Origin of the sequence: Streptomyces incanus, assembly GCF_042656345.1 — a bacterium.
In the GTDB taxonomy this organism is placed as follows: Bacteria; Actinomycetota; Actinomycetes; order Streptomycetales; family Streptomycetaceae; genus Streptomyces; species Streptomyces incanus.
On the sequence record NZ_JBHSPC010000101.1, the window covers coordinates 39,167 to 52,673 of the forward strand.

Consider the following 13,507-nt stretch of genomic DNA (forward strand, 5'->3'; position numbering starts at 1 on the left):
CGTCGACGCCGTGCTCATCGCCTCCCCGGGACCGGCCCACGAGGCCGCCCTGCTCGCCGCGTTCGAGCTGGACCTGCCCGTCCTGTGCGAGAAACCGCTCACCCCCGACGCGGCTTCCGCGCTGCGCGTCGTCGAAGCCGAACAGGCACTCGGCCACCGTCGCGTCCAGGTCGGCTTCATGCGCCGCTACGACGCCGAGTACGTCCGTCTCAAGGCGCTGCTGGAGACGGGGCAGTTGGGCCGGCCCCTGATGCTGCACAACAGGCACCGCAACGTGGCCGGCCCGCCCTTCTTCACCAGCTCCATGCTGATCACCGACTCCGTCTCCCACGAAGTGGACGTCACCCGCTGGCTGTTGGGCCACGAGATCACGGCGGTCACGGTGCTCGCCCCCGCATCCTCCACCGGGGCGCCCGACGGGCTGCGCGACCCGCAGTTCGTCGTCCTGGAGACCGACGGCGGCGCGCTCAGCGATGTCGAGATCTTCGTCAACTGCGGTTTCGGCTACCAGGTCCAGGCCGAGGTGGTCTGCGAACGCGGCACCGCCCGCGTCGGCGACGGCCACCACCTGGTCACCCACATGGCCGGCCGCTGGGGCGGCACCATCACCCAGGACTGGACCGAACGCTTCGCCCAGGCCTACGACGACGAGCTCCAGGCCTGGGTCGACACCACCCGCCGGGGCGAGGTCGGCGGCCCCAGCACCTGGGACGGTTACGCGGCAGCCGCCGTCTGCGAGGCCGGCGTCCGCGCCCTGGAGGAGGGCGGCCGGGTGGAGGTCGAACTGGCGGAGAAACCGGCGCTGTACCGGTGAGGTGACGCGACGCGTGTGGGGGCCGACCTTCCGGAAGGTCGGCCCCCACACGCGTTGCTCATGCCACCGGAGTCCGGGCGCGCGTACCACCGCTCACGCCCGGCGTACCTCCTCGATGGTGACGGGGCGGTGCTCGTGCAGGGACAGGGTGCACGCGTCGGCGATCCAGCCCGCCTCCAGGGCGTCCGCCACCGTGCACGGGGACGGCCGGGAGCCGGCCACGACCTCGGTGAACGCGGTGAGTTCGGCGCGGTAGGCGGCGGTGAAACGGTCCATGAAGAAGTCGTGGGGAGTGCCCGCCGGGAAGGTCGTCCCGGGCTCCACCGACCGCAGCGGCAGCTTGTCCTCCAGACCGACCGCGATGGAGTCCGTGAAGCCGTGGATCTCCATCCGGACGTCGTAACCCCGGGCGTTGTGACGGCTGTTGGAGACCACGGCGATGGTGCCGTCGTCCAGGGTGAGGAGGGCGCCGGTGGTGTCGGCGTCGCCCGCCTCCTTGATGTAGCCGGCGCCCCGGTTGCCGCCGACCGCGTACACCTCGGTCACCTCGCGACCGGTGACCCAGCGGATGATGTCGAAGTCGTGCACGGAGCAGTCGCGGAAGATGCCACCGGAGGCGGCGATGTACGAGGCCGGCGGCGGCGCGGGGTCCAGCGTGGTCGAGCGCACGGTGTGGAGCTTGCCCAGTTCCCCGCCCCGCACGGCCGCCCGCGCGGCGACGAAGCCGGCGTCGAAACGGCGGTTGTAGCCGATCTGGATCGGCACGTCCCGGCCCTCGACCGCCTTCAGCACCTGCACGCCCTCGGCCATCGTGCGGGCCACCGGCTTCTCGCAGAACACGGGGACGCCCGCCTCGACACAGGCGAGGATCAGCCCCGGATGGGCGTCGGTCGCCGCGGCGATCACCACGCCGTCCACGCCGGCCGCGAGCACGGCCTCGGGGGAGTCCGCGACCTCTGCGTCGAACCGCTCGGCGGCGGCCTTCGCGGCGTCCGTGAACGGGTCGGAGACGACGAGCGACTCGACGGAGTCGAGCCCGGAGAGGGTCTCGGCGTGGAAGGCGCCGATGCGGCCGAGGCCGAGGATTCCGATGCGCATGGGGGTGGTGCTCCTTGGGTGCGGGGTGCGGGGTGCGGGGTGCGGGTGTTCTCTTGCGTGGGGGAGGGGAGGGCGGGGGCCGTCAGCCGAGGCCGCCGAGGACGTTCTGGTCCCAGTCGATCACGGAGCCGGTCACCACGCCGGACCGGTCGGACAGCAGCAGGACCACGAAGTCGGCGATCTCGTCCGGCCGGCCGAGCCTGCCCATCGGCAGCCGGGCGGCGGCCCGCTCCCTCCAGTCGTCGCCCGCGCCGTGGAAGGTGCGCTGGGTGGCGTCCTCGCCCTCGGTGGCGGTCCAGCCGATGTTCAGTCCGTTGATCCGGATCCGGTCCCAGCGGTGGGCGTGCGCGGCGTTGCGGGTGAGTCCGATGAGCCCTGCCTTCGCGGCGACGTAGGGGGCCAGGAAGGGCTGCCCGCCGTGCGCCGACGAGGTGATGATGTTGACGATCGTGCCGGGCTCCTCGCGCCGCACCATGTCCGCCACGGCGGCCTGCATGGCGAAGAACGGTGCTTTGAGGTTGATCGCGATGTGCTGGTCGAACAGTTCCGGGGTGGTGTCCAGCAGCGTTCCGCGCGAGGTCAGCCCCGCCGAGTTGACCAGGCAGTCGACCCGGCCGTACGCCCGCACCACCTCGGCGACGGAGTCCTTGGCCTGTCCGGCGTCGGCCAGATCGGCGCGGACGAACATCGCCTTGCCGCCCGCGGCGGTCAGCTCCGCCACCAGGGCCTCACCGGGCGCGGGGCGGCGCCCGGTGACGGCCACGGCTGCCCCCTCGCGGACCGCGGCCCGCGCGACGGCGGCACCGACGCCCTGGCTGCCGCCGTTGACGAGGACGATCCTGTCGTCGAGAAGTCCCATGCCGTTCGGGGTCCTTTCCGTTCCTGAGCCGGTCGCGTCCGTTCCTGAGCCGGTCGCGCGGGATGGCGGGGTGGGTGGGGAGCGTGGTGTCAGCTCTCGCGCCGCCCGGTGCCGGCCCGCAGCGCCTCCCGCAGGGTCCGTACGGTCCAGCCCTCGCGCAGCGCCCGCCGTACCAGGTCCGCCTGCGAGGGCGGGGCCAGGCCGTCGACCGGCGGGTCGTTGTCGAGGTTGGTGGGGAAGGGGTAGCCCTCGGCGCTCGCCGCGATCACGTTCTCCTGCCACTGCTCGGCGGCGCCCTCGGTCCGCGCCCTGAGCAGCACCGGGTAGACGGCTGCCGTCACGCTCTCGCGGTCCACCGTCTCCATGGCCCGCCCGAACGCGGAGGACACCTGGAGCAGGTTGGCCATGCGCCGGATGTCCGCCGAGCGGTTGGCGCCGGCCGCGTGGAACAGCGCCGGGTTGAAGAAGACCGCGTCGCCCTTGGCGAGCGGCAGCTGCACGTGGTGCTCCTCGAAGTACGCCTGGAACTCGGGGAGCCGCCAGGCGAGGTAGCCGGGCCCGTACTTCTGCGAGTGCGGCAGGTACAGCGTGGGACCGGACTCGACGGGCATGTCGCAGTGCGCGACCGCGCCCTGCAGGGTGAGCACGGGGGAGAGGTGGTGCACGTGCGCCGGGTAGGCGGCGGCGACCTCGTTGGAGAGGAAGCCGAGGTGGTAGTCACGGTGTACGGTCTGGGCGGCGCCGCCCGGATTGACCACGTTGACCTGGGAGGTGACCTGGTAGCCGGGGCCGAGCCAGGCCGAGGAGACCAGGGCGATCACGTCGTTGGCGTAGTAGTCGGCGAAGGCCTGGGGGTCGTGGAGGGCGGCCTTCTCCAGGGCGTTCCACACCCGGTCGTTGGCGCCCGGCTTGGCGAAGTGGTCGCCGGCGGTGGCGCCCGTGGCGCGCTGCTGGGCGATCAGGGCGTCGAACACGGCGGTGGCCCGGTCCACGACCGCCGGGTCGGGGAAGGCGCCCCGGACGACCACGATGCCGGGGCCGTCGGTGAGAGCACGCACCAGCTCGGCCTGGGCCTCGCGGCGGTCGGCGAGGGCGAGCCGGTCGGCGTCGTACAGCAGCACGTTCCGCTCCACGGCGGATGCGTGCGGGTAGGCGGAACGGTCCGTGGTCCGCTCGACCAGGGCACGGAAGGCGTCCAGGTCGCAGTCCTGTTCGGACAGCCAGGGCCGCTGCTGCGCGGACGGCTGGGCCGGGGTGGAAGCGGTGGAGAAGGACATGGGCGTCCTTTCGGGGCACGGGGGACTCGGCTCTGTCATTCTTGTCAGTACAAAGCCTTCGAACAACCAGCAGCCAGCCATCAAAAACCCCTCAGAAGTCCAGGAGCGCGGTCGCATGGGCCACCCCTTCCCGATCAGGGAAATCGCACGTCAGGCAGGGTTGAGCGAGGCCACGGTCGACCGGGTGCTCAACGGCCGGGGCGGAGTGCGGGACAGCACCGCGCAGGAGGTGCGCCGGGCGATCGCCGACCTGGACCGGCAGCGCACCCAGGTCCGGCTGGTCGGCCGTACGTTCATGGTGGACATCGTGATGCAGTCGCCCGAGCGGTTCTCCACCGCCGTGCGGGCCGCCCTGGAGGCCGAACTGCCCGCGCTGCACCCGGCGGTGGTCCGCTCCCGCTTCCACTTCCGCGAGACCGGCCCCGCCGACGGACTGATCGGCGTCCTCGACCGGATCGCCCGGCGCGGTTCGCAGGGGGTGATCCTCAAGGCGCCGGACGTCCCCGGGATCACCGAGGCCGTCGGACGGCTCGCCGCCGCGGGCATCCCGGTGGTGACCCTGGTGACCGACCTGCCCACCAGCGCCCGCGTCGGCTGCGTCGGCAGCGACAACCGGGCGGCCGGCGCGACCGCCGCGTACCTCGTGGGCCAGTGGCTGGGGGAGCGGCCCGGCAATGTGCTCACCAGCCTCAGCAGCGGATCGTTCCGCAACGAGGAGGAGCGCGAGATGGGCTTCCGCAGTGCCATGCGCGCCCGCCACCCCCGGCGCACCCTCGTCGAGATCGCCGAGGGCCAGGGCCTGGACGCGACCCAGTACGACCTCGTGAGGGCCGCCCTGGACCGCGACCCGGACATCCGCGCCGTCTACTCGATCGGCGGCGGCAACATCGCCACCCTGCGCGCCTTCGAGGACGCCGGGCGGGAGTGCACCGTGTTCGTGGCCCACGACCTCGACCACGACAACACCCGGCTGCTGCGCGAGCACCGGCTGTCCGCGGTGCTCCACCACGACCTGCGCCAGGACCTGCGCGAGGCCTGCCACATCGTGATGCGCGCACACGGCGCCCTGCCGTCGGTCGGCCCCACCCTGCCGTCCCCGATCCAGGTGGTCACGCCCTACAACATGCCCACCAACACCTCTACGACGACGGTACGTCGGGGTGTCGCCGAGGTGAGCCCCAAAGCCGCCAGCAGTTGATCTTGTGGTCCGGCTCGCTGCCGGCCGTCACCCATTCGGTCGAAAGTCGTTGATGGTGGTGACCGTTGTCTGGGCCTGGGGCGGGACTGCGACCTCGATCGAGCGGACCGCGTACCCGCGGTTCAAGCGGCTGATCACCACGCACGAGCTGCATCTTTTCTTCGCGCCGACGCGGGAGGAGGCAGCGTGGACCGCTGAACGGATGGACTCCGACGGTCATCAGCTCGCGCTGTTGCTGGCGCTGAAGTCGTATCAGCGGATGGGGCGGTTCCCGAAGCCGGACGAGTACCCGGAGACGGTGGTCGACTTCGTCCGTCGTGCGGTCGAGCTGCCCGAGGGCACGCTCCCGCTGACGGCGCGGACCGTCGTCTACACACCCGAGGTCTACAACACCCCGCGCAACGTGCAGAAGGCGATCACCTTCTACCAGGACCGCCTCAACTACGCCGTTCAGCTCGTCCACGACGGCGGCCTCGGCGGACCGGACACGGCGGCGCGCTTCACGACACGCTCCGCCCGCAACACCGAACTCCTCGTCGTCGACGAGGCCGACCGCCTCAAGACCCCGAGCCTGGAACAGATCCGCGACCACTACGACCGCACCGGTGTCGGCGTGGTCCTCATCGGCATGCCCGGGATCGAGAAGAGCCTCGCCCGCTACCCCCAGCTCTACAGCCGCGTCGGCTTCGTCCACCACTACCGGCCGCTCTCCCCGAACGAACAAGCACCTCGTCATCGCCCGGCACTGGCCCCACCTCGCCCTGGACGACCTCGGCGACTTCACCACCGCCGAAGCCGTAGCCACCATCACCCGGATCACCAGCGGAAACTTCCGGCTCACCAGCCCCCTCGTCGCCCAGATCGAGCGCGTGATGGACATCAACCAGCTGTCGACCGTCACCGCCGAAGTCGTGGAAACCGCCCGCGAATCCCTCGTCGTCGGAGTCCTGTGATGGCCGCCCGCCTCATCGGCTACGGACTCTCCACCCTGCATGCCCCTCGCCCCGCCGAAGCCGGTGCTCTCCTCACCGCCGGCTGCCGCACGGTCTTCCACGACATCACCCACCGCACCACCGGTCCGCGACCGGCCCGGGACGCAGCCTTCTGCTACGTCCGCCCCGGCGCCTGCATCGTCATCGTCCGGCTCTCCAGGTTCGCCGCCGGCCCGCGCAACCTGCTCCACCAGCTCGACGACGCCCGCGTCGGACTGCGCTCTCTGGAAGAGCCGATCGACAGCACCGCGCCCGACGGCGACCTCGTCATCCGCGCCGTCGACGCCACGCTGCGACTCCAGGCCGCGTGGATCGCCGAAGTCACAACCGAGGGACAGACCGCCGCCCGTGCCCGCGGACAACGTCTCGGGTATCCTCCCAAGCTCACCCCTGAACAGACTGATCTCGCACGCCAGATGCATGCTGCGGGCCACCCCGCCCCCGGCATTGCCGCCATGCTCAAGGTTGCGACATCGACCATCTACCGCCTCGTACGGCAGTCCCCGACGCCGTCGAGGACGACGAGGACTGACGGCCGGCACACCACCCCTTTCGGGCACGGGCTCAAGCGGACGGCGTGACCGGGGACCGCTGGCCGAGCCACTGCTCGGCGTCCCAGGCATGGAACCGCTCTACCTCGGTGAACCCCAGCTTCGCCGCGAGGCGCATCGAGCCGACGTTGGCGCTCTGGGTGGTGAGCACCACCGGCTCGCCGGGAAGGACACCGTCGAACCAGTCGAGTGCCGCCGCGCACGCCTCGGCGGCGTACCCGAACCCCCACGCCCGCGGCAGGAACAGGTAGCCGAGGTCGGCCTTCCCCGCGGCAGCCGGGCGACGGTGCTCCGTTGCTCTCCTGAGCAGGATCTGGCCGATCATCGCCCCGTCGAGAGCAACGACGAAGCTGCCGGGCCACCGCTCGGGCACCGCAGGCATCTCGCGCTCGAGCTCGTCACGCGGCCGGGGGCCGCCGAGGTAGGTGTGCACCTCTGGCGACGCCAGCAGCTCGATGAACGCCGCACGGTCCCGGCCCCCGGGCTCGCGGAGCACGAGCCGCTCGGTCTTGATCGGGGCAGGTGGCCAGGTGACGGACCCTAGTTCATTCATGGCGGGCAACCTATCGCGCACCCGCAAACGCGCTTTCACACCTCCCGAGCAGAGCCACGGCTTCGGCGTCAGATACCGCTGAAGATTCGAGGCCGTGAAGCTCTGAAGGTCACAGCCCTCAGCTCCCTCAAAAACTCCTTCAAAAGCCCTGGTGGTTCAACAACTTCAGATCACCGTTTTCCGACAGGATTTCGGGCGTGAGTACGCCACTTGAACCGCCCGCGTTCGACCTTCTGGTCGCCGAGCCCGCACGCCTGACCGAGATCCGCATCGGCTACGCGCGGGTGTCCACCGGAGGACAGAAGCTCGACCGCCAGATCGACGCACTCACCGCGGCCGGCTGCCGCCGGATCTTCGCGGACAAGAAGTCCGGCAAGGACGACCTGCGGGCGGAGCTGAAGGCGTGCCACGCCTTCCTCCAGCCCGGCGACACCCTGGTGGTCCCCGCGCTCGACCGCTACGGCCGCGCGCTCAAGGACCTGGTGAACATGGTCGGCGAGCTGCGAAGCCGAGAGATCGGCTTCACCTCGCTGCACGAGCGCCTGGACACCACCACCGCCGGCGGGCGCCTGATCTTCCACGTCTTCGCCGCGCTCGCCGAGTTCATCCGCGAGCTGATCGTCTCCGGCACCCGCGAGGGCCTGGCCTCCGCCCGCGCCCGCGGCAGGGTCGGAGGCCGACCCACCGTGGTCAACCCGGACATCATCCGCGCCGCCCGCGACATGCTCCCCAACCCCGAGCACTCGATCACCTCGATCGCCAAGCTCCTCGGTGTCAGCCCCGGCACCCTCTACAACCACATCCCCGACCTGCAGGAGCTGCGAGCCGGCCGCGTCCCCACCCAGCTCGACGGAGGCACCCGGTGATCCCCGGACCGCACCGGCTCAAAGGCGGCGCCCTCCAGCTCGGTGTCGAGGAGCCCGGCCTGCCCGGGACCGTTCGGCACCTGGACCGATCAGGTCAGTCAGGAAGACGAGCACGACCCCGCCGAGGACGCCGAGATGCACTGCTGATTCACCAAGATCATCCCGTGGCGGCTTTTGGGCTCACCTTGGCCGGCCCTCCACGTACCGTGGCTTCGCATGACCGACTCCGAGATCGAGATCACCGCAGAGCTGATACACAGTCTCCTCAGGGACCAGCATCCGGACCTTGCAGGGCTGGATATCCGCGAGGTAGCGGGCGGCTGGGACAACCAAATGTGGCGCCTTGGGGATGAGTTGGCCGTGCGCATGCCGCGCACGGAACGCGCCCCGGATCTCCAGCGCAAGGAGCGCCGGTGGCTGCCCGTCCTGGCCCCGCGCCTTCCGCTCCCGGTTCCGACTCCTGTGCGGATCGGCGAACCGTCCGCGCGCTTCCCGAGGCCCTGGACCATCATGACGTGGGTTCCCGGCGAGCCACTCGACTCCGCCTCGATCAGCCGCGGCGACCACGCGGCCGACACTCTGGCGGGCTTCCTCAGGGCGCTCCATGTGGAGGCGCACGCCGAGGCGCCGACCGGTTCGGACCGCGGTGCTCACCCCAAGAAGTGCACGGACGGCTTCGAGAAATTCTTGCAAGCCGTTGGTCCCGGCGGCATTGCCGCCGACGTCCGGGCCGTCTGGGACGATGCTGTTGCGGCCCCCGAGTGGGAGGGCCCGCCGGTATGGGTGCACGGTGACCTCCATCCCGCGAATGTCGTCGTCTCGGACGGGACGCTCTCGGGCGTGATCGATTTCGGTGACATGTTCGCCGGCGATCCGGCGTGGGACCTCGCGGCCGCGTGGCTGCTCCTTCCCGCGGGCGCGGGCTCACGGTTCTTCGAGGCGTACGCGCATGCGGACGAGGCGACGATCCGGCGCGCCCGCGGGCTCGCTGCTCTGAAAAGCCTTTTCCTCATCCTTATGGGCCAGAACGGGGAGCGGGGCCTTCCTGGCGGCAAGCCGACATGGGGACCCGCAGGCCGGGCGGCGCTCGACCGTGTTCTGACACCCAACTTGGGCCGGCCCTCTCCCGCACAGGCCCCGCTCCCAGATCGGAGCCGTAAGCAACGCTGATCAGTCAACCGCCCCTGTCCGGGGGGGTGATGCCGAGAACGGGGGGTTCTTGTGGTGGGGGAATTGTCCACGTGGTGCAGCAAGTGGCTGGGTTCACCGCCCGTCCGGACGCTCTTCGAACGCACCCACCTGTCCACGGTCGTGGGACTGCGGCTGGCGGACGGCCGTGAAGTCGTCGTCAAGGCAAGGCCCTTCGAGCACCGGCTGGCCGGCTGCCTGGAAGTGCAACGCCGCATGCACCAAGCCGGCTTCCCCTGCCCGGAACCGCTGGCGGGGCCGGAGCCTGTGGACGGCCAGGGGCCGTTGAGGGGCCAGGTCGTCACGGCCGAGGCATTGGTCCCCGATGGCACCGTGCTGCCGCCGCGTTCGGACGCGCCCGAACTGTTCGCGGCGGCGCTGGCCCGCCTGATGACGGCAGCGCCGTCAGTTGCGGACGTGCCATCGTTGGCTCCCGCGCCGCCGTGGAATGGCTGGGACCATGACGATCCGCGGCCCTGGCCGTGGCCGGACGACATGGACGTGGACCTCAACGACCGCCCCGGCCCCGGCTGGCTGGACGAGACGGCCCGCCGTGTGCGCACTCGGCTGCGGCGCACCGCTCTGCCCGAGGTGGTCGGGCACGGCGACTTCGAGTCCCAGAACATCCGCTGGAACGGCGACAAGCTGCACGTGGTGCACGACTGGGACAGCGCGGTCGCCCGGCCCGAGGCGGCACTTGCCGGGCTGGCAGCCGCGGTCTTCCCCGCGGGCGGACCCGAAGACCGGCCTGCGACCGTCGCCGAGACCGAGCGGTTCCTGGCCGGATACGTCCGGGCCCGCGGGCGGCACTGGACGCGTGAGGAGTCCGAGGTGGCCTGGGCCGCGGGGCTGTGGGTGCTGGCCTTCAACGCCAAGAAGGCATCGGTCGCCCAGCCGAACGGCTCCGCCGCCGCCCGGCTGGCCAAAGAAGTACCCGAGCGGCTGCGCCGCGCGGACGCCTGATCAACCGGCCTCACACGTTCACTGTCGGGCGACCGTGCCGCTCGCAGCCCTCGGCGAGTAGCTGTGACCAAGATGGCCGGCATGTTGACGTCTCCCCGAATGCCCTGCCCCACGGCCCGGCCGGAGGTAGGGTCCGGATGTGCGTTGATCTTCCGGGCGGCGGCCCTGTGCAGCCGCAGACGGTGCAGGGCGCCTCTCGAAGAAGGGGCCGCCCCAGCAGGCGTACCCGTCATCGCCTCGCGGAGATCCACACCATGACTGCTCAGCAGCCTCTCACCTACGACGCGCTCGTCGAACTCGCCGCCGCTGATCCAGCCATCGTCGGCCTCGTCCTCAAAGGTTCCCGAGCCCACGACGGCATGATCACCCGGCACTCCGACCACGACCTGTACGTGGTCCTCGCCGATGACGCCGCGACCGGTCTCACCCGGCTTGCGGGCCACCGCACCGCCGAGCTGGACCTCGTCATCGCCTCTCTCACCGAGTTCCGCGCAGCCGGGATGCCCGGTTTTGAACGCTACGCCCTCGCCCGCGCCCGGGTCGTGCTCGACCGGCTCGACGGAGGCATCGCCCGGATCCTCGCCGACAAGGCTCGCCTGGGCGCTGATGAGGCATTCAAAAACGCCAGTGGCCGGCTCGACGCCTACGCCAACTCGCTCTACCGCTCCGTCAAGAACCACCGGGACGGCCAGGCTCTCGCCGCTCGTCTGGACGCCGCCGACAGCATTCGGTTCCTGCTTGAGCTGCTCTTCGCTCTCGACCGCCGCCCCCGCCCCTACAACAAGTACCTGGAGTGGGAGCTTGACCGGCACCCGCTTCCGGGCTGGGACACCGACGTGTTGCTTTGCGCCGTGGACCGCATCTCGGCAACAGGCGACGTATCCCTGCAGCAGCACCTGTTCACCTTTGTCGAGACGGCGGCCCGAGAGGCCGGGCACGGCGAGGTACTGGATGCATGGGGCGAGGACCTGGACCTCATGCGACCGCAATAAGGAGATAGAGAGACTCCCTGCGGCCGTGATCTACGGCCGCAGGCGATGCCGTGACTTCCCGATAGGGGTCCGGCCAAGATCATCCCACTGCCCCTTTTGGGCTCACCTTGGCCGGGCCCCCACGTTGACCCAGGCGCCGCTCTCGGCCGAGCGCACCATCGCGTCCAGTACGGCCGCGCTGCGCACGGCATCGGTGAGCGTGGCGCCGTGGTCGGCGTCCTCGGCGACGGAGCGCAGGAAGCGATGGGCCTCGATGACCTTCAGGTCGTCGTAGCCCATCGCGTTCGCCGCGCCGGGCTGGAAAGCGCCGAACTCGCCGTCGCCCGGACCGACATGAACGGTGCTCACCGGCTGGTCCTGGTAGGCGGTACCGCGGCTGACGCCGAGTTCGTTCATCCGCCGGAAGTCCCAGAACACGGCGCCCTTGGTGCCGTGCACCTCGAAGCCGTAGTTGTTCTGCTCGCCGACCGAGACCCGGCAGGCCTCCAGCACCCCGCGCGCGCCGGAGGCGAAGCGCAGCAGGCAGTTCACGTAGTCCTCGTTCTCCACCGGGCCGAGTTCGCCACCGGTGGCGCGGGCGTGGCCCGCCGTGGCGCCGGCCGGGCGGGCCCGCTCGGGCAGGAAGATCGCCGTGTCGGCGGTCAGCGAGGCGATGTCGCCGAGCAGGAAGCGGGCCAGGTCGGCGCCGTGCGAGGCCAGGTCGCCGAGTACTCCGCTGCCACCGCGCTCCCGCTCGTAGCGCCAGGTCAGGGCGGACTCGGGATGGGCGGCGTAGTCGCTGAACAGGCGGATGCGGACATGGGTGACGGTGCCGATGTCGCCGGCGGTGATCAGTGCGCGGGCCGCCTCGACGGCGGGTGCGTTGCGGTAGTTGAAGCCGACCGCGCTGCGGACGCCGGCCTTCGTGACGGCGTCCGACACCGCACGGGCGTCGTCGGCGGTGAGACCGACCGGCTTCTCGATCCAGATGTGCTTACCGGCATCGGCCATCGCGACGCCGATCTCACGGTGCAGGAAGTTCGGGGCCGTGATGCTGACCGCCTGGACCCGCGGGTCGGCGGCCACGTCGCGCCAGTCGCGGGTGGCGCGGGCGAACCCGAACTGCGCGGCGGCCTCCTCGGCCCGGCCCGGCACCTCCTCGGCGACCGCGACCAGCTCCGGGCGCAGGGCGAGCCGCGGATAGTGGTGCGGCACGCGCGCGTACGCCTGGGTGTGCACCCGCCCCATCCAGCCGAATCCGATGACGGCGACACCGAGCGTATCCACCATGAGAGCCCTTCCTCGGACCGTTCCGTGCCCGGACCGTTCCCTGTTCCGTCCATCCTTGTCCAGACAAACCTTGAGCGTGCACGGGTAAGGGTGTCAAGGAGAGGGCCAGGCGGACGGTGCTTGTCCGCAATGAAGCGAACGAAATTGTTGACTATTCTGTCTGGATAGGCTTAGGGTCACCAGGCACCCACTCAGGGGGAGAGCGACGATGCCCGACCAAGGCCGCCCGAGCACCGGGGAGCAGGCCAAGCAGCACGCCCTCGCACAGCTGCGGCAGGCGATCCTGCGCGGCGACATGGCGCCGGCCCAGCGGCTGGTGGAGAACGAGCTCGCCGAGCGGTTCGGGGTGACCCGGGCCAGCATCCGGGCCGCGCTCATCGACCTGGAGGCCCAGGGCCTGGTCGAGCGGATCCGCAACCGCGGCTCCCGGGTGCGGGTGGTGACCGTGGAGGAAGCGGTCGCCATCACCGAATGCCGGATGGTGCTCGAAGGGCTGTGCGCGGCCAAGACCGCCGCCACGGCCGACGACGCGCAACTGGACCAACTCACCGAACTGGGCGCGGCGATGACCAAGGCCGTGGCCGCCGGCGAACCCCTCACCTACTCCCAGCTCAACCAGGAACTCCACACCCGCATCCAGGAGTTCTCCGGTCAGCGGACGGCCGTGGCCCTGCTGGACCGCCTCAACGGCCAACTGGTCCGCCACCGATTCCAGTTGGCGCTCAGACCGGGACGCTCACAGCACTCCCTGATCGAGCATCTGGCCATGATCGAAGCGATCAGGGCCAGGGACCCCGAGGCGGCCGAGGCGGCCGTCCGCGCCCACCTCACCAGCGTGATCGAGGCACTGCGCGGCTGACCGGACGTCCCCGGGCCCCCGTCCAAGC

13 protein-coding genes (1 of these 13 only partly in view) are annotated in these 13,507 nt (G+C 70.9%); 8 read left to right on the forward strand and 5 right to left on the reverse strand.

Translation table 11 applies throughout. The annotated features are described in order from the left end of the window. Positions 1-814: the 3' portion of a Gfo/Idh/MocA family protein gene (locus tag ACFP2V_RS29765; protein ID WP_381218397.1), read on the forward strand. It extends 218 nt beyond the left edge of the window; 814 of the gene's 1,032 nt are visible here — the last part of the coding sequence; its start codon lies off the left edge, out of view; its stop codon occupies positions 812-814. 93 nt (positions 815-907) lie between these two features. Here the strand turns inward: ACFP2V_RS29765 and ACFP2V_RS29770 are convergent, their stop codons facing one another. The 3 genes from ACFP2V_RS29770 to ACFP2V_RS29780 all read right to left on the reverse strand — a co-directional run bounded on the left by ACFP2V_RS29770 (position 908) and on the right by ACFP2V_RS29780 (position 4,048). Beyond that, on the reverse strand, positions 908-1,912 hold the full coding sequence (locus tag ACFP2V_RS29770) for a Gfo/Idh/MocA family protein (protein ID WP_381218398.1): 1,005 nt from the start codon (positions 1,910-1,912) through the stop codon (positions 908-910). Positions 1,913-1,994: 82 nt separating this feature from the next. Continuing rightward, positions 1,995-2,771: an SDR family oxidoreductase gene (locus tag ACFP2V_RS29775; protein ID WP_381218399.1), complete on the reverse strand. Its 777-nt coding sequence runs from the start codon at positions 2,769-2,771 to the stop codon at positions 1,995-1,997. 89 nt (positions 2,772-2,860) lie between these two features. After that, positions 2,861-4,048 carry a phytanoyl-CoA dioxygenase family protein gene (locus ACFP2V_RS29780; protein ID WP_381218400.1) on the reverse strand — a complete coding sequence of 396 codons (1,188 nt, stop codon included), beginning with the start codon at positions 4,046-4,048 and terminating at the stop codon, positions 2,861-2,863. A 115-nt stretch (positions 4,049-4,163) separates the two neighbouring features. On the opposite strand from ACFP2V_RS29780, the gene ACFP2V_RS29785 reads away from it, so the two are divergent. Both ACFP2V_RS29785 and ACFP2V_RS29790 read left to right on the forward strand, forming a co-directional pair. Further along, positions 4,164-5,246 carry a LacI family DNA-binding transcriptional regulator gene (locus tag ACFP2V_RS29785; protein ID WP_381218401.1) on the forward strand — a complete coding sequence of 361 codons (1,083 nt, stop codon included), beginning with the start codon at positions 4,164-4,166 and terminating at the stop codon, positions 5,244-5,246. A gap of 52 nt (positions 5,247-5,298) precedes the next feature. Continuing rightward, positions 5,299-6,819, forward strand: a complete 1,521-nt coding sequence (locus ACFP2V_RS29790) for a DUF4158 domain-containing protein (protein ID WP_381218402.1) — start codon at positions 5,299-5,301, stop codon at positions 6,817-6,819. On the opposite strand, the gene ACFP2V_RS29795 is transcribed toward ACFP2V_RS29790, so the two are convergent. Beyond that, positions 6,803-7,342, reverse strand: a complete 540-nt coding sequence (locus ACFP2V_RS29795) for a GNAT family N-acetyltransferase (RefSeq protein ID WP_381218403.1) — start codon at positions 7,340-7,342, stop codon at positions 6,803-6,805. The genes ACFP2V_RS29790 and ACFP2V_RS29795 overlap by 17 nt on opposite strands. 197 nt (positions 7,343-7,539) lie before the next feature. Here ACFP2V_RS29795 and ACFP2V_RS29800 point away from each other — a divergent pair, with 197 nt between their 5' ends. From ACFP2V_RS29800 to ACFP2V_RS29815, 4 genes are all read left to right on the forward strand, one after another. Continuing rightward, complete coding sequence (locus tag ACFP2V_RS29800; RefSeq protein WP_381218404.1) at positions 7,540-8,208, forward strand: recombinase family protein; 669 nt, start codon at positions 7,540-7,542, stop codon at positions 8,206-8,208. A gap of 216 nt (positions 8,209-8,424) precedes the next feature. Continuing rightward, a complete protein-coding gene (locus ACFP2V_RS29805; protein ID WP_381218405.1) occupies positions 8,425-9,378 on the forward strand; it encodes an aminoglycoside phosphotransferase family protein in 954 nt (317 codons plus the stop codon). A gap of 63 nt (positions 9,379-9,441) precedes the next feature. After that, positions 9,442-10,359 (forward strand): phosphotransferase, encoded by a 918-nt coding sequence (locus ACFP2V_RS29810; protein ID WP_381218406.1) that lies wholly within the window; start codon positions 9,442-9,444, stop codon positions 10,357-10,359. Positions 10,360-10,613: 254 nt separating this feature from the next. Then, positions 10,614-11,351 (forward strand): hypothetical protein, encoded by a 738-nt coding sequence (locus tag ACFP2V_RS29815; RefSeq protein ID WP_381218407.1) that lies wholly within the window; start codon positions 10,614-10,616, stop codon positions 11,349-11,351. Between the two features lie 102 nt (positions 11,352-11,453). Here ACFP2V_RS29815 and ACFP2V_RS29820 read toward each other — a convergent pair whose 3' ends face one another. Next, positions 11,454-12,620, reverse strand: coding sequence for a Gfo/Idh/MocA family protein (locus ACFP2V_RS29820; RefSeq protein ID WP_381218408.1), 1,167 nt, complete (start codon positions 12,618-12,620; stop codon positions 11,454-11,456). 208 nt (positions 12,621-12,828) lie between these two features. Here ACFP2V_RS29820 and ACFP2V_RS29825 point away from each other — a divergent pair, with 208 nt between their 5' ends. After that, entirely contained in the window at positions 12,829-13,479 is a 651-nt protein-coding gene (locus ACFP2V_RS29825) for a GntR family transcriptional regulator (RefSeq protein ID WP_381218409.1), read from the forward strand. The last annotated feature ends 28 nt before the right edge of the window (positions 13,480-13,507 follow it).

Coding starts and splice junctions, on each gene's coding strand:
- ACFP2V_RS29770 (WP_381218398.1), bottom strand. CDS start 1,912: ATGCGCATCGGAATCCTCGGCCTCGGCCGCATCGGCGCCTTCCACGCC.
- ACFP2V_RS29795 (WP_381218403.1), bottom strand. CDS start 7,342: ATGAATGAACTAGGGTCCGTCACCTGGCCACCTGCCCCGATCAAGACC.
- ACFP2V_RS29775 (WP_381218399.1), bottom strand. CDS start 2,771: ATGGGACTTCTCGACGACAGGATCGTCCTCGTCAACGGCGGCAGCCAG.
- ACFP2V_RS29820 (WP_381218408.1), bottom strand. CDS start 12,620: ATGGTGGATACGCTCGGTGTCGCCGTCATCGGATTCGGCTGGATGGGG.
- ACFP2V_RS29825 (WP_381218409.1), top strand. CDS start 12,829: ATGCCCGACCAAGGCCGCCCGAGCACCGGGGAGCAGGCCAAGCAGCAC.
- ACFP2V_RS29780 (WP_381218400.1), bottom strand. CDS start 4,048: ATGTCCTTCTCCACCGCTTCCACCCCGGCCCAGCCGTCCGCGCAGCAG.
- ACFP2V_RS29815 (WP_381218407.1), top strand. CDS start 10,614: ATGACTGCTCAGCAGCCTCTCACCTACGACGCGCTCGTCGAACTCGCC.
- ACFP2V_RS29805 (WP_381218405.1), top strand. CDS start 8,425: ATGACCGACTCCGAGATCGAGATCACCGCAGAGCTGATACACAGTCTC.
- ACFP2V_RS29785 (WP_381218401.1), top strand. CDS start 4,164: ATGGGCCACCCCTTCCCGATCAGGGAAATCGCACGTCAGGCAGGGTTG.
- ACFP2V_RS29790 (WP_381218402.1), top strand. CDS start 5,299: ATGGTGGTGACCGTTGTCTGGGCCTGGGGCGGGACTGCGACCTCGATC.